The following is a 21,829-nucleotide window of genomic DNA, read 5'->3' on the forward strand; positions in this document are numbered from 1 at the left end:
CCGCAGAAAAAGCGTGTATCGTGGGGGCGCTCTGCTGCGTCCTGAGTGCAGGCAGAGTCCAGAGGTATTAGAACCGAAAATCACCTGAACAACATGCCAGCCAGGTAAAGCAGCGATTATCTTCTATCGTTGCGTGGTGTCTCTCACTCTCATCCGGGGAGCGGTAAAACGGCAGCCTCACATTTTGATGGGGCGGGCTTGGTGAATGATGACAACAAAACCGGAGAAAAGGAGAACCTATGAAGAAACTGCTTGCACTTGCTTCGATTCTGGTCAGTACGGCAGCATTTGCACAAATAACCCCCCCGACAATGGGGAACCAGACCACTGTGCCTCCGCCTGTACTTGACAATCAGACCAGTGTACCTACGCCTGTTCTCGGTAATCAGACTAGTATACCTACGCCTGTTCTCGGTAATCAGACCAGTGTACCTACGCCTGTTCTCGGTAACCAGACGAGCGTACCTCCGACCTCCACTCAGGGGACGCAAACTCCCCAGGGAACGGAGCCGACATGTGCTGCCGACTGGCAGCAGGTACAGCAGATTTTCAGCACTACTGCCGGGGAGATCGAGGGCAACACACTCAGGATAGCCATTCCTCGCAACGACCTGACCGTGCGCAAAGCGGACGTGCAACTCGAACCCGCTCTTGCGCTGACCACTGTGATCAATTTCCAGTGTGGTCCGGAGAGGACAAGGATGACGGCGGATATGGTGCTTAAGGAAGAGGAGGTGCAGCCGGTGACGGATAACCTGCTGCGGCTGCAACAACAGCAGGCCCAAGGCGCTGGAATCAACCTGTCGGCTCTGCACGCGCATCTGATCAGCACGAGTCCGCCCGTAGTATTCCTTCACCTCGAAGGGACCGGCAACGCAAACGAAATGGCGAATGCGGTAAAAGCAGCGCTGGCCCTTACCGCCACACCGGTAGGCACTGCGGAGGCCGCAGCGCCGCAAACGCCTCCGACACAATGGGCAACGATTCAGAACAGCCTCGGGGTTCAAGGGAAGCAGAAAGGAAACGTGCTGGAGATCCGGGTTCCACGTACGGACAGCATTCAGGAAAATCCGTTCTTCTGTGACTCGACACAGGGGGTCCAGGAGCTTCTCGCACCTCCCCTTGGTGCCGCCAGCGAGTTCAAGTTCCAGCCGGTGGGGGATCGCGTTGCCGCGACAGGGGAATTCGCGCTTCTCGCGAGAGAGGTGAATCCTGTGGCGAGGGTTCTCAACGAGAACGGCATACGTGTCGAGGCGATTTCTAACCATCTCATCTTCGAGGAGCCACGGCTGATATACGTCCATTTCTGGACGATCGATAACCCGCAAAGGGTAGCGGCAGCGCTCCAGGCGGCCCTGGGTCAGATAAATTCGCAGCAGTGTCCGCAGGCGACCCAGGGTACTTCGCAAGGCACGACCAGCACGCCACAGGGTCCAACAACCGGCGTCACACCGGCTGGTGCGACCGGTGGCTCGACCGGTGGTGGCGCGCCACCGGACGGCACCACTACGCCACCGGACAGCACCACTACGCCACCGGACGGCACCACTACGCCACCGGACAGCACCACTACGCCACCGGACAGCACCACTACGCCACCGGACAGCACCACTACGCCGCCGGACGGCACTACACCGCCACCGGAGGAGCCGGTATAGATGAAGCGAACTCGGCGGTAACGGTAGTGGAGGCCGTTCCCGAGCAGGACGCTGACATGGAACGCCCGGAGAGATTGACTCTCCGGGCGTTTTTTTCGACTGGTGATTCGATCGGTTCTACCGTGCTCCCTCGATCTCAAGCTCATCGGCGACGAAGGTGCCGGTGACGAGCCTGGCCTTCACGACCGTGCCCGGTGCCGAAGCGGCCCCCGGGACGACAAGGTTGAAAAATTGGGCAGCAGTGATTGCAGCTTCGATTGAATTCCTCACCGCTTGTCTGGGCTCTCGATGATTTCCTCGCCATGCGGGATGAGGGTAAAGAGTGAATTTTCCTTCGGCCACGGCCGCTCCGCCTTAACGTGACCGCACCCTTTAAGGCATGAGAGGTAGGGTGTTCGGACGTAAAAGTAAGCGGCGTAATTGAAAAAATCGGGATAGTGCCACTGTTCGCTGACGGTGCGGGTGACCCTGGTCTCGGAACCGCAGAGGGGGCAGGAGAAGGGGGAGCAGATATCGAAATCGACGGAGATGTCCACGCGCTTTTCACCGTTCCGGAACGAAACGCAGACAATCTTCCACGGGGAGGACAACCCGAGCGTTGCGGAAAAGAGTGCATTGCGGTTCATGACTTCTCCAAACCTGATGAAAATGATATGCGGCTGTGTTATTTTGGTGTAACTCCAACCGCTGGTGAGGCCCGGCGATAGTGGTGAGGCCGGTATGGAATTCCCGGTTTTACAGGAACCGTGCCTACCCATAATCTGGGGGAGGAGGGGGCTGTAGAGTGCTCCGCCACTAGTGGTTTTCCAAGGCGTGTGAAGTGCGGTAAAGGGAGTTCAATGTATCCGGATTCAAGGTGGAAAGGATGTAATGATATGTTACATCTCTACTTTCTTTTACAGTTCAGCCAGGGCAGCTACGTTCCTGCATGAAAGGAAGGCATGGTTTACAAGGAAGACCAGCCGGCGGATGAGGGGACAAGGGAGCGGGTATCCCGCTCTCCGCTCGGTGTTGTTTTGATCATCACCGTTTCGGTGTTCGTTGCCGAAACCTTCACAATGGGGCTACTCAAGCTCTTGCCCGACATGGACCCTCCGGTGTCCTTCATTGTCGACGCGATGCTTCTGGTCCTGTTTCTCGTGCCGATCCTTCGCAATTTTCTCTTTAAGCCGTTCCAGGAGCTGGTTCAGAGGCGAGAGGTCGCGGAAGGCGCTCTCCGGGAATACCAGCGCAACCTGAAAAAGACGATCGAAGAGCGTACGGAGCGGCTTACGGAGGTAGTCAGCGAACTGAAGAGGGAGATTGCGGCGCGGAGGGAGACGGAGACGGCCCTGCAGAAAAGCGAGGAAAGGTTCCGTCAGCTCTTCGAGCAGACGGAGGATGCAATCATACTCTTCAAACGGGGCACCTGCGATGTTATCGATACCAATCCGGTTGCAGAAAACATGTACGGCTACTCCCGGCAGGAGTTCTTCCAACGGGGTCCTTCCTGCATGGTGAGCCGGGATGAGGTCGCCAGGTTCTGCGACCTGATCAGCGGCATCGCCCACGAGAAGCCATTCCAGATCGACCGAATGGTGCATGTCCGCAAGGACGGCAACGAGATCATAGTCTCCATGCGCGGTAAGATCGTCACGATCCAGAACGTGGACCTGGTCTACTGCACGGTTCGCGACATCACCGAACGGACCCGCCTCGAGGAGGAAGCCCAACTCATCCAGGCAAAACTCATCCACACCAACAAGATGACTTCGCTGGGGGTCCTGGTTACCAGCATCGCCCATGAAATCAACAACCCGAACAACTTCATAAAGAGCAACGCTCAGCTCATTTCCAGAGCCTGGGGTGATATCAGGAAAATCCTCGACGACTACTACCGGGAGAACGGCGATTTTTCCATGGGGGGACTCCCCTATTCAGAGATGCGCGATTCATCCGGCGACCTTCTGACCGGGATAGCGGACGGCTCTCGCAGGATCAGCGAGATCATCGAGAACCTGAAGGACTTTGCCCGTCAGGACAGTAGCATGATGAACGTAATGACGGACCTGAACAGGGCCGTCTCCCTGGCTGTCTCCATTCTCGGCTCCCAGATCCGCAGATGTACTGACCACTTCAGCCTGAATCTTGCCGATGACCTCCCGCAGGTAAGGGGCAGCCTTCAGCAACTGGAGCAGGTCGTGATAAACCTCGTCATCAATGCGCTTCAGGCCCTCCCCGCGCGATCGAAGGGGGTCAGTGTCAGCACTTCGGTCAAGAACGGGTTCGTGTCGTTACACGTCAGCGACCAGGGCGTAGGAATTCCTCCGGAGGCAGGAGAGCGGATCATGGAGCCCTTCTTCACGACCAAACTGGGGCAGGGAGGTACGGGTCTGGGGCTCTCCATCTCCCATTCCATAATAAGGGACCACGGAGGCACCATGTCCTTCGAGTCGCGGCCGGGGGAGGGTACTACCTTCACCGTCCTTTTACCGGCTGTTTTCTCCACGGCTACGGAATCCGAATCCATGAGATCGACTGTTACGGAGGTCACAACGCATGTCAGCTGACGTCAAGCCGGTTCTGCTGGTAGACGACGAACCCAATATCCTTACCTCTTCCCGCCTGGCGCTTCGCAGCCAGGGGGTGGATGCCGTGGCCACGCTGAGTGACAGCAGAGAGGTCCTCCCCTTTCTGGAGGCCAACAGCGTTTCTGCAATCGTGATGGACCTGTTCATGCCGAACCTGTCGGGGCTCGAACTGCTGCCGGTTGTTGTGGAGAGGTTTCCTCACATTCCGGTGATCGTGATGACGGCGGTGGGGGAAGCCCAGACCGCCGTTGATTGCATGAAAATGGGGGCGTGCGACTACCTCGTCAAACCGGTTGATCCGGGACAGCTCTATTCCAGTGTACGAAAGGCGCTGGAGATCCAGTCGCTTTCCAATGAGCTTTCCTCCCTGAAGGAATGTCTCTTCGACGACAGCCTCCGCAATCCCGAGGCGTTCGCAGCCATCGTCACACGCAGCGACAAGATGCACAAGGTTTTCCAGTATGTGGAGGTGGTGGCGAACTCACGGCAGCCCCTTCTGGTAACTGGGGAGACGGGTGTCGGCAAGGAACTTTTCGCCCGTGCGATACACACCCTCAGCGGCCGCCGTGGAGAATTCGTCTCCGTCAATGTGGCGGGGCTCGACGACAATATGTTCTCCGACGCCCTTTTCGGCCACAAGAGAGGAGCGTTCACCGGCGCCGATCAGCCCCGGGAGGGATTCATTGCACGGGCCGCAGGCGGAACGCTCTTCCTGGACGAGATCGGAGACATGAAGGAGCTCTCCCAGATCAAGCTTCTGCGGCTCCTCCAGGAGAACGAATACTACCCGGTCGGCTCCGACGTGCCGCGCAAGAGCGAGGCGCGCATTGTCTGCGCCACCAACCGCAACCTGCAGCAGGCGATCTCGGCGGGGGAGTTCCGCAATGACCTTTACTACCGGCTCTGCGCCCACCAGGTCCGCATCCCCCCTCTGCGGGAGCGCCGGGAGGATATTCCTTTTCTCCTCGACCACTTCCTTGCAGAGGCCGCGATGTCTTTCAACAAAAGGAAGCCGACCCCTCCACCGGAGCTGGTTACGCTTCTTTCGCTCCATCCCTTTCCCGGCAACGTCAGGGAGCTGCAGGCTCTGGTATTCGATGCGGTCGCCCGGCACGCCTCGGGAGTCCTCTCGATGGAGAGCTTCCGAAGCGCCCTGGGGGACGAACGCCCCCTGACAGCCGCTACCCCTTCCGAAGAAGACCCGCTCTACAATCTTTTCGGCCATTTCCCGACGATGAGGGAAATGGAGGATCACCTGATCCGGGAAGCCATGAAACGCGCCAACGGCAACCAGGGGATAGCGGCGTCACTCCTGGGTACGACCCGGCAGACGCTCAACAGGCGGCTCCAGTCGAAAGAAGAATCGTAGCCCCACTAACTGCTCCCTACCTTTTCGTCGAACCCCTGTCGCAGAAAGCGACAGGGGAGTTGCCTCCTTTTCAGCCCTGATCCCCCATTCCTCCTGACTTTCTCTTCCTCCGCCCGCGGTATCCGCTCAGCACCCGTTACACCGGTACAAAACCTCTCATTTTCTATCAAGCCGAAATCATTAATGAATTTCACGTCGGCGGGCGGGCATGAAGCATGAAGTAAACGGCAGACATCCAATCAAACGCAAAACGCGCAAGCAATGACATAAAGGAAGAGGAGGAGCGTCATGAAGCGGATACGTCAATCATGCATCAAAGCCGCGCTGGTCAGTCTCATTGCGGCTGCCGCCGCACCGGCCCATGCCGAACTGAAGGCCATGGGACCGGTCAATCCCGCCAACGGTTTCCCGGTCTGGTACCAGGATACCAACAGCCTGTCGTTGGACCTCTGTCTCGATCCTCTCGACGCTTTCTGCCTGCAGCCGATCCCCGTGCCGAACCCTGCCCAGCCGGTTTCCTTTCCCGGCAATTTCCCGGACGAGGGGTTCTGGTGGACAGGGGACGCCAGCGTAAATCTGGCGACCGGGGGGACGGCCGATCTCGTCCTTGCACTGGAGGCGGCGTTCGGCAACGGTGCGCCGGCAGTGGGCGACCAGATCAGTTTCGGCCGCATCAGGATCAGCATCGACGACCCGCCCGTCCCGGGGACATACCGGTTCATACACCCTTACGGCGTGCGCGAGGTAACCGTCGGTGCCGGAGAAAGGATATTCGATACCCGGGATATCGGGGCGACGGGGCAGCAGTTCACGGGTGTCCTGGACCCGGCGCAAAACGACACGGAGCAGGTTACGACGGTGGACATGTACCGCTTCGGACCATACCTGCGGTGGACCGACCCTGATTTTCCGGTCACTGACCCTGCTTCGGGCAAGCGCTATGTCGGTAATCCCAACATCCCCCATGCGGTGACAGGCAGTCCCTTCAACACTAACTTCTTCCGTGTGGAGGGGCCTGCCGGGTCGAACATCGGCGGCCCTGGTGTCGACTTCGTGCAGACATCGCTCTTTACCGTGTCGGGCCGGCTCATCGGGCTCGGAGTGGAGCCCTTTCCCGCCGCTGCAATGACGGCGGTGGTCGGGACCCCGGTGCTTCAGGAGGTGACGATGACGAATATAACCGGCAGCACCGTAGCCTTCACCGGGCAGAATGCTCTCGCCATCACCGGATCCCCCGACTTCACCATCGTCCCCGGGGTGACCGATACCTGTTCCGGGCAGACGCTCCAGGTGCCTCCTGCAACTCCATCCAGCTGCTCCTTCCAGGTCTCGTTCAATCCGGCTGCCTCCACCGTTGCCGCACGGAGTGCAGTCCTCACCATTACCCCCGACGATACGGCGACCGCTCCCCCCGTTTCCGTCACCCTGGCGGGCACAGCACGGTTCGCCCTCACCACCTCCACTGCAGCCAGTGCAACCCCTGCCGGCAGCCGCGTCGCCGGCACCGTCTCACCGGCGGGTACGGTGAACGTCGACGCCGGTGGAAGCCAGACGTATACCTTCACTCCCGAGGCCGGCTATTTTCCGCGGGTCCTGGTGGACGGGGTATTGCAGACGGTGACGGACAATACCGTCACGTTCGGCAACCTGGGCGCGAGCCACACCGTCGATGTCAAGTTCGTCCGCAACGGTGACGTGGTGGAAGACGGAACGATAAACATGAGCGACGCGATCAAGGCGCTCCGGATCGCGGTGGGGCTCGATACCCCTACCAATGACGAGAGAATCGCCGCCGACGTGGGCCCCCTCGTCGCGGGGAGACCGAAAGCCGACGGCGCCGTGCGGGCGAACGATGTGCTCCTCATCCTGCGGCGGGTAGTCAATCTTGATCCTATCTGGTGACCAAAATCTTCGAAAGAGGTGACATATGAATATTCGATTCCTACTTAGTGTAATTATATCCCTCTCCCTTGCCACCATCTTCGGCTGCGGAGGCGGCGGGTCTTCCGGGGGGCCTTCGGCCACGGTGGTTTCCGGCACGGCGGCAAAAGGCCCCATCAACGGCGGCACCGTAAACATCTATGCCGTCCGCAGCGGCGCAGTCGACCGTTCGGCCCCGTTGGGTACCTTCACCCCGACTCCTGCCAGCGGCGTTTACTCCGTCAACATCGGGTCCTATACCGGCCCTGTCCTGATCGAAGTGACCGGCGGATCGTACACAGACGAGGCGACGGGTGCACAGCTCGACATCAGCGCGGTGCCGCTTCGCGCCTTCGTCGGCAGCGCTTCCGGAAACGTCTCCGCCTCCGTGACGGCGCTCACCGAGATTGCCGCAAAACGTGTCGTCGACTCGGGTGCCCCCATAACGCCTTCCCTTATAACGAGCACCAATTCCGATGTGGGAGCCACCTTCGGCGTAGCCGACATCATCGGGACGCAGCCTGTGGATGCGGCTGCGGCGGGGGCCAGTGGTGCTTCCCAGCCTCAGCAGGAGTACGGGATGGCGCTGGCAGCCCTCTCTAAATACATGCAGCAGAACACCCGCACTCTCGGGCAGTCGGTTGCCGACTTTACAGCTCCCGCTACAGCTGACCTCCTGAGCAAGCTGAACACCGCTAGGACCGCCTTCATCGTCGACCCCGACAGGAACAGGACGGCCATAACCGGCAACAGGACCGCCACACGGGCCATACTGAAGCTGAGCACGGCGGGGGCGCTTACCGCCTCGAACAGTGTCGGCAGCGTGGAGGTAGTGATAAACCTTCCGCAGGGTGTGTCGATACCGCTTCAGGATGCCGGCACAGGGGAAATTGCCACCTCCGCCCTGACGCTTTCCGGAGCCATTCCCTCCAACGCCACCATTCTCAGCGGGAAATTTACCCCCGCTACCCTGACTTCGCCGGCGACGATCATGCTCGTTCTCGCCAGCGTCTCCGGATTCCCGGTCGGGGAGTTCGTGACTGTGAACTGCGACGTCGCCACAGGAAGCGTCGTAACTCCGGCCCACTTCATTCTCACCGGTTTCCAGTCCACGGACATACTCGGCGCGGCCCTGACCGGTGTTACTCCCGCCCTTGCCGTAACCTTTCAGTGATGTGATGGGGGCTGAAAAAGCTCCCCTTTTTCCATAAGACGGGTGCTTCGCCGCACCCGTTTTCTTTTGGGACACCTCAAGACGTTACAGCCGTACAGAATTTTACAGGTGACGAAAAGTGCAGTAAGAACGGCAACTTGTTAATGAGACCCGCTCTTTCCTCTCATGAATTTGTTACACCCGTCTCTCGGCCCACCTCACCTAAAGTAGTTTCCAAGTTATTGAATTAACGATCAGTTTCCGGCCAGAGAACCCTCGGCACGGAACGTGGAATACAGATATAAAACCGGTGCATTCGCTCCCGAGTCACTGCAGCGAGATTCGGTCACTACGGAGGTTGATACACAATGGCTGAACTGACTAAAAAACTTCTCCTTGCCCTACTGATCGTAGCAGGGGGGGCTCATGATGCCTTCGCGCTGCTGGGGGCGGTTTCCGGAAAGCCGACAGCCGGCACACCGAACCAGCTCACTGAAGTACTTCCGGGAGGAAATCCGGCAGATGTCGCCACGAGCCTGGCCCACGGCTTCCCCATCTGGTATCGCGACGAAAATGGCGTGAAGCTTGAACTCTGCCTGGACAAGCCGGCCGCGGGTGGTAACGGTATTGTCATCCCATGCCTCACGGCGGAGCCATTCACCAACTTCCCGATTTCCTTCCCTGCAAACTTCGGCTCGGAAGCCTTCTGGTGGAACGCTACGGGGGTGGCGACCTTTACTAGCCTTGACAACGGTACCTCGGTTCCGGGAGGCGACATGCTCGTCGTCATGGCCCTGGAGGCCTCCTTCGGAAATCTGCTGGGGACCCCGGAAGAGAACCAGCAGGTCGCTTTCGGCCGCATAAGGCTGCGGGCCAACGTTCCGGTAGCAGGCACCTACCAACTTACCCATCCCTACGGCACCCGTGATTTTGTAGTTCCGGGCGTGTCCGCAGGGCGGGAGATAAACCAGACCCAGGACCTGGGCATCATAAATCCCCTCGACTTTACGGTAGCCCTCTCCGACGGCCCCCCCCCACCGGCACCCCCCGCGCCGACTCCCCCTTCCACCGATGCGCAGGTCGTCAATGCGGACGGGCTCAGTGTCGGCCCCTTCCTGGTTCCCGCTGTGACTCCCTACAATCCGGTAACCCGTATCGGGGGTCCTTTGACTCTGGGGGGAGCGACCTATATCGGGGAACCGGGCGGGGCGGTGCATGTGGAGCAGGCACTTACCGCGGCTCCGGACGCGGCTCCTTTCGGGCATTCGGTTACACTCACGCTCCTCAATCCCCCCGCGGGCTTCGTACTGAACTCGGCCACCGGCAACCAGACGGTCACCATCAGCAACTTTCAGGTGATGGGGAAGCGTTTCAACGACGGACCCAACCTTCGGCCCACCGCCCGGCCCGACTCGGCTACCACCGCAATGAACCGCGCCGTCACCATCGATGCCGTGCTCAACGATCTCGATCCCGTCACCGGCGCCAACGTGCACGGAATCAACCGGCAAGCTCTGGGGCTCGTCGCCGCGGGGGGCGAAATCCTCCGCACCACTCCCGTCGCCACCGCCAACGGCGGAACCGTGCAGCGAACCACCAATCTGGTGACCGGCAAGGCAACCTTCACCTACACGCCGGCTGCCGGTTTCACCGGGGAAGACAGCTTCAGCTACGTCGTGCAGGACACAGGCGGCCTGATCTCGGAGCCGGTGCAGGTAACCGTACTGGTGGAGAACCTCTCCGCCAGCAAGGCCGAATTCAGGCCGAGGACAGGTACCTGGAGGATAGAGGGGACGAGCTCCGATACAACCTCGAATCTCATCACCATCCATGGCGGTCCGCGCGCCGTTCTCTCCGGGCCCACCGCGGCCGGAGGAGGGATAGGCCTGCGCGTCACCGATACCGAAATTGCATATCGCCTGACGGCGGAGCCGCTCCCTTCGACTGTGGCGAGCATCGATATCCGCCTCGACACCGCCGACGGTCCCGCAATCTTCAACCTCTATGACAGGGATTTCGACGGCGCGGTTACCTTTCCCCGGGAGGGGACCCTGACAACCTTCAACTTGCAGCCGCGCCCGAACGACGGTGTCAGCACCTTCTCCGATGCAGTGGCCAGGATACTGGCCGGAAGCGCCTTCCTGACCGTAAGGACAACCGCCCGCCCCACCGGCACCGGTGAGATGAGCGGAAGGATCAGCCGTCCCGTCATCGGTACGGCAGCCGTTAGGCCGGGAGGAAGATGGGCCTTCCGCGGCAAGTCCACCGCAAGCCCCGGCCCCTTCGCCTCGGTGAGCATTACGTCCTCCAACGGCATCAGCGCGCCCACCCTGCCTGTGCGGATGCGGTAACGAAGCATAACCTGAAGAACGTCTTAAGGAGTCTGTTTATGACAATGTCGCGACGTGATTTTCTGAAACTCAGCTCCGCCGGGCTTGCCGCCGTCGCCGTCGGAACCGCCGGCACACACTTTTTCTGGCGGGGTGGGGAAGCCATAGCCGCGGCGCCCATGGTGGACCTGGAGATAGTGGAGGCGTTTCATGAGATGACAGACAAGGTGCAGATTCCGGTCTGGGCCTTCAAGATGGCCGGAGACGTGCCGCGGGTTCCGGGTATGATGATTGCCGCCGTGGAGGGGGATGAGGTCGAGATCAGGGTGACCAACCGCCACAGCATAACCCATGGGTTCAGCATTCCCGGCGTAGTTACGGCCACCATCTCTCCCGGAGCAACCACGACCATCCGTTTCAACGCGCCCTCCGCCGGCACCTACCTCTATTTCGACCACCTCAACGCACCGGTGAACCGGGTAATGGGGCTGCACGGTGCTCTGGTCACCGTGCCGAGGATACCCTTTACACCTTATTCGCAGCCCACCAGCAACGTAACCAGGCTATTCCGTGATTTCGGTACGACGGACCATTTCCCCGGCAATCCCTGGGACCCGGCCCGATCCTGGATCTGGCTCGTCAACAGCTATGACCCGGTGAAGAACAATCTGGCATCTCTTTCGCCCAACCTCAGCGCTGCGGCGTTCACCGGCGGGTATGTTCCCCAATATTTCACCATCAGCGGGAAGAGCGGTTTCTTCGCGTCCCACGATCCTCACATTGCCGTCTCCGGCCACATCGGGCAGCCGGCAATCGTCCGCTGCCTCAATGCCGGATTGGTATGGCACTCCATGCACCTGCACGGAAACCATGTGTACGTCCTGACCGAGAGCAACTTCAGCGCCGGGACCCGTACTATCCAGCAGAACATAGTAGTTGTCGATGTGTGGAGCCTGCCGCCGATGATCGGGCGGGACGTGATCATTCCGTTCATCAAACCCCCCGACATCCCCCAGGACACATGGACGAGGATGTTGGCCGGCGCAAGCGACGAGATATTCCCCCTCGACTTCCCCATGCACTGCCACGCAGAGCCGTCCCAGACTGCGGCCGGGGGGAACTATCCCAACGGGCTGCTGACACACTTCATGATCGAGGGACCCACCAATCCGGCAGATGCGGTGATTCAGGTGACCAAGGCGGAGCTGCGGCTGAAGTTCGGGAAGCTTTCTCTCAGGGGAGTCACATCCCTTCCCGCCGGCTCTACCCTCGAAATCCACGCGGGTTCTACCATAGCTCCCCAGAGCCAGCCGGTGGGGACGGCCATAGTTCAGGGTGGGGGAGCCTGGTCCTTCAGCGGCAGGGCACTTCGGGCTCTCGCCACTCGCTCGGTGAGCATCACCGCCGCGAACGGAGGAGACCCGCAGCGGCTGGACATAAGGCCGACCATCAGGTGAGGGCACCTGTAGGTAGCAGGTTGTTGAAAAACAGCCATCTCGCCGCCGTCCTCGAAAGCCACCGTGTGCGGCGTAGCGCTGTTTATGCCCCAGAGGGTACTACGCCTCCGTGGGGCTTTCTGCGGGTGCGACGATCTGACTATTTTTGAACAACCTGAGTTTATAAACAGTCGTACGTAAAGGTTAAAGCGGCGACAGATTCGCGATGATTCCGTCGTCGGCGACCGATGGCCCGCAGGCGTAGTACCCACAGGGCATAAACAGTGCTACGTCGAGGAGCCTGAGTAGGAGCCGGCGGCGGAAGGGCGCGAATATGGCGCCGCTGAAAAGGAGAAGGAATCATGCCAGTAATACCGCGAGACATAGACCACCCTCTGAACGAGGCCAGCTACGACGAGATGATCCGCTTCTGGCAGCACGGCGTGGCCCAGCCGACCAGCGTTGCTCTTCTCGACCCGAACAACACGAAGGGGTTCGAGCCGCCGCCGAACCTGGCCGCCGGTCAGCCACCTTCTCCCAACGACCGCCGCCTCACCATGCTTAGCGCGAACTTCCGTAACAACGTCCTGGCTCCCATTCTCGACCCGGCCGCCCCGCTCCCTACGCCGGACAGCATCCCTACGCCGGCACGCACTTTCGAACTGAGCAATGTTGCTGGGGGAGGAGTGCTTCCTGTCCCGTATCCCACCAAAGGAGGCGCCAACACCCTCGAAGTCTGGGGATTCAACGCAAGCGGTGGTGCCGGCGAGACATGGTTCCCCGGCACCACCATTCGCGTCAGGGAGGGAGAACTGGTCCACTCCTTCCTGGGCCCCAAGTTCGGCAGCCATACCATCCATCATCACGGCGTCGAACCTACCCCCATGAACGACGGAGTCGGCCATGCCACCTTCCTGGTGGGAGAGGGGGGGTACACCTACCAATGGATTGCCCCGGAAGCCGGCACCTACTTCTATCACTGTCATAAAAACACGGTGCTCCACTTCGAGATGGGGATGTACGGCCTTCTCATTTCCGATCCCGATGTCCCCGGCGCCCCCTTCATCGACGGCGGCTCCGGCATGGTCTACCGCCGGGACAGCCTGAGGAGCTACCAGAGGGAGGTCTTCTGGGTGATCGATGATTTCGACAGCCGCTGGCATGAAGATGTCATCGGCATGGGGCATAGTGTCGGCATCGGCACCGTTGGAAACGAGTTCCTCCCAATCGGAGGGGTCCCCGAGAACTCGACGGTCCAGCTCCACCGTTTCGACCCGGACTATTTCCTCGTCTCAGGCGTGATTGCCGATCCCCAGAGCCAGGCCGGCGGCCGCCAGAACGTGATCACGAATCCATCCGTATCGCCGACCGCCCAGCGGGGGGAGACGCTCCTCTTCAGGGTCCTCAACGCCTCCTACACCTCGGTGACCATCAACTTTCCGGCGCACTTGAACCCGGAGGTGATCGCGATGGACGGCCGCACCTTGGGGCGGGCGCCCTTCGTCCAGTATTCGAACCCGTTCAGCATGTCGAGCATTGGGGGGCGGATGACCCTCTCCACCGCCCAGCGCTGGGATCTGCTTCTAAACACGAACGTTCCGGCGGGGACATACTTCGTCGATATCGAATACCGGCACTGGGTAACTCAGGAACTGCTGCGGACCATTTCCATCCCAGTAATCATCGTCAGCTGAATGCGGGGTCTGTCATGAAGTATCTGCAAACGAAAACAAGTTGGAGAAGTAGGGGAGGAGGGGGCACCTTCCTGTCGGCCTGCCTCATGCTCCTCTGCCTGGCGGCTGACGCGATAGCCCCCTACGGTGCCGCTCTCGCAGCGACACCCGCGTCTCTCAGGGGAGTTCCGGTTCCCGAGCCGAGCGACCTTTCACTGTTCATTTCCAACCGCGAAGCGGCGGTCAGGCTGGGAAAGGCCCTTTTCTGGGACATGCAGGTAGGAAGCGACGGGAAGACCTCCTGCGCCACGTGCCACTTTCATGCGGGCACCGACAGCCGCACCGGCAATTCCGTCAGCCCCGGTCTTCTCGGGGGGGACTCTGATTTCACGCTGGCGGTGAACGGCACACTCACCGCAGGGGATTTCCCGCTGACACGCCTTGCCGACCCCCACGACCGTTTTTCTGCCCGCACGCACACCAACGACGTCGTCTCTTCCCAGGGAGTTCCCCTGACCGCTTTCCAGCCGGGACGGACGGGGACCGCCGTCGAGGCGGGGCGCGCGCTTCGCGACACCGTCTTTACCAAAAACGGCAGGAATGTACGCCGGGTCGAGCCCCGCAACACTCCATCGGTGATCAACGCCGTATTCAACTTCGCCAACTTCTGGGACGGCCGGGCCAATCATTTCTTCAACGGCGTCAACCCCTTCGGCATCCAGGACGTGAGCGCCCGGATCTACGTCAGCAACAACGGGACGATCGAGCCGCTGGAGCTCAACAGGCTCACCGATCCCGTCACCGGGGCCCGGGTCAACCTCCTCGACAATTCGAGCCTCGCCTCGCAGGCGGTGGGGCCGCCCCTCAGCGACATCGAGATGTCGTGGCGCGACCGGAGCTTCCCGGAGATCGGAAAGAAGCTTCTCTCCCTCCGCCCCCTGTCGGGGCAGGTCGTACACAGAAACGACAGCGTTCTCGGGTCCCTCTCGCGAAGCCCTCAACCCGGCCTAGCAACGACATATGCGGAGATGATCCGGGAGGCGTTCCCCGCCCGGTTCTGGGACAGCACACAAACGGTGCAGCTCCAGAAGTCGGCGGCGCGCAAGGTGCTCCCCAGCCGCCAGGAGCCGCGGACCTTCCTCCTCAATGGTGGGAAGGCTCTTCCGAAACGGGCCGCGGCGGCACTTCCCGGGACGACTTCATACACGCTGATGGAGGCAAATTTCGCCTTCTTCTTCGGCTTGGCGGTGCAGCTCTACGAGGCGACTCTGGTTTCGGACGACACCCCCTTCGACCGCTTCGTTTCGGGAGACCCCACCGCGCTGACTGCACGGCAGCAGCGGGGGATGAACCTCTTTTTCTCAGGCGCAGCCGGCTGCGCCGACTGCCACGTGGGGGCAGAGCTGACGGCGGCATCCATCACCAATGCTCGCAATGCGCTGGAGCCTGGGCTCATCGAGCTGATGGCGGTAGGTGACGGAGCGCTGGCCAACTATGACATCGGTTTCTACAACGTCGGCGTTACCCCCACCGGAGAAGATATCGGCCGGGGAGCAGACGACCCGTTCGGCTTCCCTCTGGCGTTCTCCAGGCAGAACTTTCTCCAGCCACCTCCGCCATTCACCTTCCCGAAGCCGGGGTGCGTCAATGACTTCATAGGAGACCCACCGAATATCTGCCCCCCCACAGCAGGGGAGGTCACCAGGGTGGCGGTCAACGGGGCATTCAAGACACCGGGACTTCGCAATGTGGAGCTCACCGGCCCCTACTTCCACAACGGCAGCCTTCTCACCCTCCGGCAGACAGTGGATTTCTACGTCAGGGGTGGGAACTTCCGTGAGGCGAACATCGCCAATATCGATCCGGTCATCACCGACATCAATGGTCTCAAGGGCGCCGGAAAGGAGGAGGACCGCGCCGCTCTCGTCGATTTCCTCCTGGCGCTGACCGACGAGCGGGTCCGATGGGAACGGGCTCCCTTCGATCACCCTCAGCTTTTCGTACCGGATGGCCATTCGTCCAAGGTTAGCGGCGACCCGAGGCGCAAGAGGACGCTGGATGACAGGATGATGGAAATTCCCGCAGTAGGTGCGGCAGGAAGGCAGAGCCAGGGATTGCCCCCGTTGCGCCCCTTTCTCGACACAACCGGTGATCCGCAGTTTCACTACAGGAATTAAGCGGCAGGCGAAATCCGCCGGCCCGCACGAAATAGACAGCTTGCGAATCTGATGGAAGGAGAAAGACCATGGAAAAACTCAAAAGAATACTGACAGGGCTGCTGATAGCGGCGATGTTTGCCCTCCCGGGATGCGGCGGAGGAGGAGGGGGCGGGGGACCCAGCGATCTGGACGGGGATGGTGTGCCCAACGCTCAGGATGCTTTCCCCAATGACGCGGCGAAATTTTCGGCTTTTGCCACGAAGCAGCTTTCGCCTCTCTCCGGCGGCATTTTCAGCGCAGCCATAGGGATCAACAGCGCCATGAAAGTGATCGGCATGTCCGACAACGGCTCGCAGCAGATACAGGGGGTTCTGTGGAGCGTGGCGGCGGACGGTACGCAAACCGACCAGGTGAGACTTAAGCCGCTTGGCTCCAACTCCTACAGCGCCGCTTACGGGATCAACGATTCGGGGATCATCGTAGGGGAGTCATCCAAGGGGAGCGATACCGTGGCGGTATGGTGGCCGTCTGGAGCGACTGCGTCAAGCGAACCGACGGAGCTCCTGCTTCTTTCCGCCACCGGTCCCAGCGCCGCGTACTCCATCAACAACCGTGGTGTGAAGGTCGGAGAGGCGCTCGACAGCAACGGCAGGATGGTCGCTGTGGTATGGAGGAGCGGCGACACCGCCCCGGTTCCTCTCGGGGGACTCGCTTCCGACGCTACCAGTGCTGCCTTCGCGGTTAACGAGAGCATGAAAGCCGTGGGAGAGTCGGAGGTGTCGGCGGGCGGCGCGGTGCATGCCGTGATCTGGAGCATGGATGCCAACGGTGTTCTCACCGACGGCCCCACCGATCTCGGCACTCTGTCGGGCCACCTCAACAGCACCGCCCTCGGTGTGGCTACCCTCCCCAACGGGAAAACAGTCATAGTGGGGGAGTCTGAGTCGGCAACCGGCGAGGTTCACGCGGTGATGTGGCAGGAGGGCCTTCTCTTCGGGTACAATATCGTCGACCTGGGTCCCGCTGGGGCGAGGGGCAGCGCTGCAGCCATCAGCAGCCTGGGGCTGATCGCAGGGTTCACTGACACTACAGGTTCACTGGCAACCGTCTGGCACGCAATGCACAGCACTCCGGTCACTACCAACCCGGTGTTTTCCGATTCATCCCTCGGGCAGGCGCTGGGGATCAACAATGCGGGGTACCTGGTGGGGATCTCTGCCGACCGGGCGTTCGTTGCAGTGCCTACGCCGTAACAGCCGGTATCGCTGAGGCGGCCCACGGCTGGTTATTTAAGGCGCAGTCCATCCGGATTGCGCCTCTTTTTTTCTAAAAGCCAGGGAGGGGGCTTGCCCCCTCACCCCCACTTCATTTCTTTTGCTTGCCCAAAAGAAACGAAGCAAAGAAAAGGGCACCCCTGCGACCTGGCCTCTTTCGCGGTTCCCTCGCTGCGAGCACCGACGGCGCGACGATCAGATTCGCTTCGCTCAGGAGATCGTCGAAAACCCGCCGCCGGTGTTCTCACTCGGCCATGCCGAAGGGGAAAACTGCTTAGAAGCTAAAGCTTTAAGCCCTTAGGCCGCGTCCGCGGCCTCCCCCATTACAGGTTGCTCAAAAACAGTCAGATCGTCGCACCCGCAGAAAACCCCGCGGAGGCGTAGCAGCGCTACGCCGCACACTTTTCACTTGTGAAAAGTGGACCGCAGCTTCAAGCGCCCGAAGGGTGAGGCCGCAGGCCGAAGTCACAAGGTGGCTTTCGAGGACGGCGGTGAGATGGCTGTTTTTCAGCAACCTATGCATTTCGCCGAGTGAGGAGGCCGGGCGGGAAGGGGTATGCTGCCCAGGAGCGGAGCGACTTTGCAGAATCCCCCGCCCGGCTGACGAGGGAGGGCATCCCGAAGGGACGGAATGTTCCGGGGCGGATCTTTCTTTGCGTACTTTCTTTGGAGCCTAGCCAAAGAAAGTACGTGGGGTACGGGGCAACGCCCCGAAGGCTTAACTATGTACATCAGCAAGAATGCCGGCCGGGAAAGAGGCGCAAAAATAATCTGGTAAAATTTGAAGACAAGCCAACCGAGTGGAAGGAGCCGTTATGGGAAATACAGCCAGGGATGAGAACGAGCGGATCAGGCGCTTCATCGCGCTGGATAAAAACACTCTTCCGGCCGACGGCGGTTCCGGTTTCAATCGGCTTATCTTCGCCACGAGCCCTTACCTTCTCCAGCACGCAGACAATCCGGTGGACTGGCACCCGTGGGGTGAGGAAGCTTTCGCTGCCGCCCGGCGGGAGCACAAGCCTGTATTCCTCTCCATAGGTTATGCGACCTGCCACTGGTGCCATGTAATGGCCCACGAGTCGTTCGAGGATGGGGACGTTGCGGCCGTGCTCAACCGGGACTTCATACCGGTGAAAGTGGACCGGGAGGAACGCCCCGACATAGATGCCCAGTACATGACGGTGGCCCAGATGATGACCGGCAGCGGGGGATGGCCTCTCACCATCGTGATGACCCCGGACCGGGAGCCTTTCTTCGCAGCCACGTATCTTCCGAGGACTGCCCGAATGGGAATGCCCGGTATCATTACGGTACTCGACCGGATCACCCATTTCTGGCGGACGGAGCCGGACCGAGTAGCCGAGAATTGCGCTGCTATCCTGGAAAACCTGGGCCACGTCCATCGCTTCTCCCCCGGGCCCGCACCTGCCGGGGACGTGCAGCAGGGAGCCCGACGTCAGTTGGAGGAGATATACGACCAGGAATGGGGCGGGTTCGGGGATGCCCCCAAATTTCCGATGCCGTTCAATATCATGTTCCTTTTGCGCTGCTGGCGCAGAAATGGTGACCGGAAAGCCCTTGAAATGGTGGAGCATACCCTGCGGAAGATGCGTGAGGGGGGTATCTTCGACCAGATCGGTTACGGCTTCCACCGCTACAGCGTCGATCGGCAGTGGCTCGTCCCCCATTTCGAGAAGATGCTGTATGACCAGGCGCTCCTCTCCATGGCGTACGTCGAGGCCTGGAAAGCCACGGGAGACATTTACCATCTCAATGTGGCCGAAGAGGTCTTCACATACGTGCTGAGGGAGATGGCGGCGCCTGAGGGGGGCTTCTTTTCGGCGCTGGACGCCGACAGCGAGGGGGAGGAAGGCAAGTTCTACGTCTGGACTCCCGGCGAGATACGGGATCTTCTCGGTGAAGACGCAGGTCTATTCTGCCGGCTCTTTGATGTCACGGAGCGGGGAAATTTCGAGGAGAGCAACGTCCTCCATCTGCCGGCGCCTCTTGACGAAGCTGCGAAACGCGAAGGTCTCGATCTCTCACAGCTGAACGAGAAGGTGGCGTTATGGTGCGAGAGGCTGCTGGCCGTGCGGGAGCGTCGCATCCGCCCCTTCCGGGACGAGAAGATCCTGAGCGCCTGGAACGGCATGATGATCGCTTCGCTGGCGGCAGGGTATGCGGCAACGGGAAAACAATCGTACCTCACCGCCGCCGAGAGCGCGGCCATCTTCATTGCCCGGCGGCTCGTCAATGGCGAGGGGAGGCTCATGCGTAGCTTTCATCTGGGCAGAGGTGTCGTTCCCGGTTTTCTGGAGGACTATGCTGCATTCGCCTGGGGACTCTCCGTTTTGTACGAGGTGACCGGAAAGAGTTCCCATCTGGATCTTTCGGAAAAACTCTGCCACGAGATCCTGCGGCTGTTCAGGGACCGGGAGAGCGGGCTATGCTACGACACGGGAAGCGATACCGAGGAGATACTCTTGAGGATCAGCGACAGCCACGACGGCGTGGTGCCGTCGGGGAACTCACTGGCAGCTTACGTCCTGTGCAAGGTCGGGAAACTGACGGGTGATCTGGAGCTTCAAGAGGCGGGGCGCGCAATAATGGCCGGTGTTATGGGTAAGGCTGCCAGACAGCCTACAGGGCATCTTGCTCTTCTGATTGCATCCGATGCCGATGCTTTCCCCATCGAACTCACGGTGGCGGGTAAGCTTGATGAAGCAGCGACCAGGGCTCTGGTGCTGGCGGTGGGCAAGCTGTTCCTTCCCGGACTCGTCATCCGGTTCGCCGGGGAGGGGGATAAGGCCTATTCGCCCCTGGATGGCCGCCCCGCCTTCTACCTGTGCGCTGCGGGAAGGTGCCGCCCTCCCGTTGTCGACCTGACAGAGCTGGAGCGGCTACTCGCGGAGGTGGCGTAGCAATCCTGCAAACCTTTCCGTCGTTGAGGCTCCTACTTCCTGCCCGCCAGGTAATCGGCAAGGATGGACCGGCTGTGCTCATCGTCGTGGCAGTAGATGCAGAGGTTTTCCCAGTTGCTTCCGTCGGCAGGGTTGTTGTTGTGATTCCCGTCCTTGTGGTGGACCGTGAGCAGGTGGAGGTTGTGGAGCTCGAACTCCCGGCCGCATTTGGCGCAGATCCACCCGTGAAGTTTCAGTGACTTCTCCCGGTAGTTCTCCCCTCGCGACTGCCCTTCGCGCATCTTTCTGACGATTTCGTCCGCTTCCTCCTGGGTTACCGCTTTACCCGCGCCGGGGCGGCGCGGCCTGCTGGAATAGGCCGACATGATGCCTCCTTTTTCGTCTCCCACGTCATGATTATACGTTATTCGGCAGGCAAGGGAAGAGATGTGAATGCTGCAGCCCCTCGTCTTGCAGTATCCCCTTTGCATCATAGCGTGCTATCTGCTATAAACGGTAACCTTTGGGAATGGGGTGAGACGGCATGGTGAAGCTTGCGGTAAGGAACATCCTCGTACTGCTCGGTGCAGCCTGCTCTTTCTCTGCCGCTTCTGCGGCAGAGGTGAAGGAAGTCAGGGTAACGGGAAAAGCGGACGATGTGCGGATCGAAGTGGTTTCCGATTTCCCCATCAGATACACGCACTACACCATGTCGGCACCTCCCCGGGGGATCATTCACATCATCGGCGCGGAACCGGGTCAGGTGGAGCCGGTTACCGACGTCAGGGAAGGCCCCCTCTCCAGGGTGGTGGTGACCAAAAAGGACCTGAAGTCGATGATGGCGACACGGGTCGTGGCCGAACTGCGAAAAGAGGTCGATCTGGTCACCGAAACGTCCGACGGGGGCAGAAGGCTGACTGTTTCCTTTGCTCCCCTGGGAGCGGGGGGGGCAGCCAAGCCGGCTCGGAGACAGGGGGAACCAGGCACCGAACCGAATGCCGCTCCCGCTGCTGCGGTGCGGGAGCGTGTCGCAGCTAAGCCGCCGGTTGTGCCCCATGTGCGGGGCGTGAGGATCAACGGTAGAAGCGTGGAAATCGTCGGCACCGGAATCGAAGCCTACAAGGCATTCACCCTGGACGGTCCGAACCGGCTCATCCTGGATTTCGCGGGAGCCCGGAACGGCGTCGCTGCAAAAAAGATCGACATCCCCCACTCGAAGGTGCGCCGCTGCCGGCTCGGGGAGATTCCAGGGCGCCTGCGCCTGGTGTTCGATCTGGTCGACGGAAGCGGGCCCCAGTACAGTGTCGAAAAGATCGAGTCCGGGTTGCGCATCACGTTCCCCTGATCTTCTGGAAGGTTGTTGAAAAACAGCCATCTAGCCCCCCTC

The 21,829-nt window shown here is 60.6% G+C and carries 15 protein-coding genes; 12 read left to right on the forward strand and 3 right to left on the reverse strand.

The genetic code is table 11. The features are described 5' to 3' along the window. Nucleotides 1-239 precede the first annotated feature (239 nt). Complete coding sequence (locus CFB04_RS01690; protein ID WP_088533656.1) at nucleotides 240-1,658, forward strand: DUF1259 domain-containing protein; 1,419 nt, start codon at nucleotides 240-242, stop codon at nucleotides 1,656-1,658. 117 nt (nucleotides 1,659-1,775) lie between these two features. Here CFB04_RS01690 and CFB04_RS17750 read toward each other — a convergent pair whose 3' ends face one another. After that, the gene (locus tag CFB04_RS17750) at nucleotides 1,776-1,928 is read right to left on the reverse strand and encodes a hypothetical protein (protein WP_157698686.1); all 153 of its coding nucleotides are present in this window, start codon (nucleotides 1,926-1,928) and stop codon (nucleotides 1,776-1,778) included. Beyond that, the gene (locus CFB04_RS01695; RefSeq protein WP_088533657.1) at nucleotides 1,925-2,284 is read right to left on the reverse strand and encodes a hypothetical protein; all 360 of its coding nucleotides are present in this window, start codon (nucleotides 2,282-2,284) and stop codon (nucleotides 1,925-1,927) included. Before CFB04_RS01695 ends, CFB04_RS17750 begins: the two co-directional genes overlap by 4 nt. Nucleotides 2,285-2,599: 315 nt before the next feature. On the opposite strand from CFB04_RS01695, the gene CFB04_RS01700 reads away from it, so the two are divergent. The 10 genes from CFB04_RS01700 to CFB04_RS01745 all read left to right on the forward strand — a co-directional run bounded on the left by CFB04_RS01700 (nucleotide 2,600) and on the right by CFB04_RS01745 (nucleotide 20,463). Then, a complete protein-coding gene (locus CFB04_RS01700) occupies nucleotides 2,600-4,207 on the forward strand; it encodes an ATP-binding protein (RefSeq protein ID WP_088533658.1) in 1,608 nt (535 codons plus the stop codon). Further along, nucleotides 4,197-5,597 carry a sigma-54 dependent transcriptional regulator gene (locus CFB04_RS01705; protein WP_088533659.1) on the forward strand — a complete coding sequence of 467 codons (1,401 nt, stop codon included), beginning with the start codon at nucleotides 4,197-4,199 and terminating at the stop codon, nucleotides 5,595-5,597. Before CFB04_RS01700 ends, CFB04_RS01705 begins: the two co-directional genes overlap by 11 nt. A 288-nt stretch (nucleotides 5,598-5,885) precedes the next feature. After that, complete coding sequence (locus CFB04_RS01710) at nucleotides 5,886-7,499, forward strand: dockerin type I repeat-containing protein (protein ID WP_088533660.1); 1,614 nt, start codon at nucleotides 5,886-5,888, stop codon at nucleotides 7,497-7,499. 25 nt (nucleotides 7,500-7,524) lie between these two features. After that, nucleotides 7,525-8,691 (forward strand): hypothetical protein, encoded by a 1,167-nt coding sequence (locus tag CFB04_RS01715; RefSeq protein ID WP_088533661.1) that lies wholly within the window; start codon nucleotides 7,525-7,527, stop codon nucleotides 8,689-8,691. Nucleotides 8,692-9,038: 347 nt separating this feature from the next. After that, entirely contained in the window at nucleotides 9,039-11,021 is a 1,983-nt protein-coding gene (locus CFB04_RS01720) for an Ig-like domain-containing protein (RefSeq protein ID WP_088533662.1), read from the forward strand. Nucleotides 11,022-11,059: 38 nt separating this feature from the next. Further along, the gene (locus CFB04_RS01725) at nucleotides 11,060-12,457 is read left to right on the forward strand and encodes a multicopper oxidase domain-containing protein (RefSeq protein ID WP_172825419.1); all 1,398 of its coding nucleotides are present in this window, start codon (nucleotides 11,060-11,062) and stop codon (nucleotides 12,455-12,457) included. Nucleotides 12,458-12,798: 341 nt separating this feature from the next. Beyond that, nucleotides 12,799-14,130, forward strand: coding sequence for a multicopper oxidase domain-containing protein (locus CFB04_RS01730; RefSeq protein WP_088533664.1), 1,332 nt, complete (start codon nucleotides 12,799-12,801; stop codon nucleotides 14,128-14,130). 14 nt (nucleotides 14,131-14,144) lie between these two features. Next, entirely contained in the window at nucleotides 14,145-16,286 is a 2,142-nt protein-coding gene (locus CFB04_RS01735; RefSeq protein WP_088533665.1) for a cytochrome-c peroxidase, read from the forward strand. Nucleotides 16,287-16,354: 68 nt separating this feature from the next. Next, on the forward strand, nucleotides 16,355-17,521 hold the full coding sequence (locus tag CFB04_RS01740) for a hypothetical protein (protein ID WP_088533666.1): 1,167 nt from the start codon (nucleotides 16,355-16,357) through the stop codon (nucleotides 17,519-17,521). Nucleotides 17,522-18,357: 836 nt separating this feature from the next. Next, a complete protein-coding gene (locus CFB04_RS01745) occupies nucleotides 18,358-20,463 on the forward strand; it encodes a thioredoxin domain-containing protein (protein WP_088533667.1) in 2,106 nt (701 codons plus the stop codon). 32 nt (nucleotides 20,464-20,495) lie between these two features. Here CFB04_RS01745 and CFB04_RS01750 read toward each other — a convergent pair whose 3' ends face one another. Further along, nucleotides 20,496-20,828 carry a YajD family HNH nuclease gene (locus tag CFB04_RS01750; protein ID WP_088533668.1) on the reverse strand — a complete coding sequence of 111 codons (333 nt, stop codon included), beginning with the start codon at nucleotides 20,826-20,828 and terminating at the stop codon, nucleotides 20,496-20,498. 158 nt (nucleotides 20,829-20,986) lie between these two features. Here CFB04_RS01750 and CFB04_RS01755 point away from each other — a divergent pair, with 158 nt between their 5' ends. After that, the gene (locus tag CFB04_RS01755; RefSeq protein WP_088533669.1) at nucleotides 20,987-21,787 is read left to right on the forward strand and encodes an AMIN domain-containing protein; all 801 of its coding nucleotides are present in this window, start codon (nucleotides 20,987-20,989) and stop codon (nucleotides 21,785-21,787) included. The last annotated feature ends 42 nt before the right edge of the window (nucleotides 21,788-21,829 follow it).

This window comes from Geobacter sp. DSM 9736, from assembly GCF_900187405.1.
In the GTDB taxonomy this organism is placed as follows: Bacteria; Desulfobacterota; Desulfuromonadia; order Geobacterales; family Geobacteraceae; genus DSM-9736.

Excerpts from the sequence above, each read along its gene's own strand:
- CFB04_RS01690 (WP_088533656.1), top strand. The coding sequence starts at position 240 with ATGAAGAAACTGCTTGCACTTGCTTCGATTCTGGTCAGTACGGCAGCA.
- CFB04_RS01695 (WP_088533657.1), bottom strand. The coding sequence starts at position 2,284 with ATGAACCGCAATGCACTCTTTTCCGCAACGCTCGGGTTGTCCTCCCCG.
- CFB04_RS01700 (WP_088533658.1), top strand. The coding sequence starts at position 2,600 with ATGGTTTACAAGGAAGACCAGCCGGCGGATGAGGGGACAAGGGAGCGG.
- CFB04_RS01705 (WP_088533659.1), top strand. The coding sequence starts at position 4,197 with ATGTCAGCTGACGTCAAGCCGGTTCTGCTGGTAGACGACGAACCCAAT.
- CFB04_RS01710 (WP_088533660.1), top strand. The coding sequence starts at position 5,886 with ATGAAGCGGATACGTCAATCATGCATCAAAGCCGCGCTGGTCAGTCTC.
- CFB04_RS01715 (WP_088533661.1), top strand. The coding sequence starts at position 7,525 with ATGAATATTCGATTCCTACTTAGTGTAATTATATCCCTCTCCCTTGCC.
- CFB04_RS01720 (WP_088533662.1), top strand. The coding sequence starts at position 9,039 with ATGGCTGAACTGACTAAAAAACTTCTCCTTGCCCTACTGATCGTAGCA.
- CFB04_RS01725 (WP_172825419.1), top strand. The coding sequence starts at position 11,060 with ATGACAATGTCGCGACGTGATTTTCTGAAACTCAGCTCCGCCGGGCTT.
- CFB04_RS01730 (WP_088533664.1), top strand. The coding sequence starts at position 12,799 with ATGCCAGTAATACCGCGAGACATAGACCACCCTCTGAACGAGGCCAGC.
- CFB04_RS01735 (WP_088533665.1), top strand. The coding sequence starts at position 14,145 with ATGAAGTATCTGCAAACGAAAACAAGTTGGAGAAGTAGGGGAGGAGGG.
- CFB04_RS01740 (WP_088533666.1), top strand. The coding sequence starts at position 16,355 with ATGGAAAAACTCAAAAGAATACTGACAGGGCTGCTGATAGCGGCGATG.
- CFB04_RS01745 (WP_088533667.1), top strand. The coding sequence starts at position 18,358 with ATGGGAAATACAGCCAGGGATGAGAACGAGCGGATCAGGCGCTTCATC.
- CFB04_RS01750 (WP_088533668.1), bottom strand. The coding sequence starts at position 20,828 with ATGTCGGCCTATTCCAGCAGGCCGCGCCGCCCCGGCGCGGGTAAAGCG.
- CFB04_RS01755 (WP_088533669.1), top strand. The coding sequence starts at position 20,987 with ATGGTGAAGCTTGCGGTAAGGAACATCCTCGTACTGCTCGGTGCAGCC.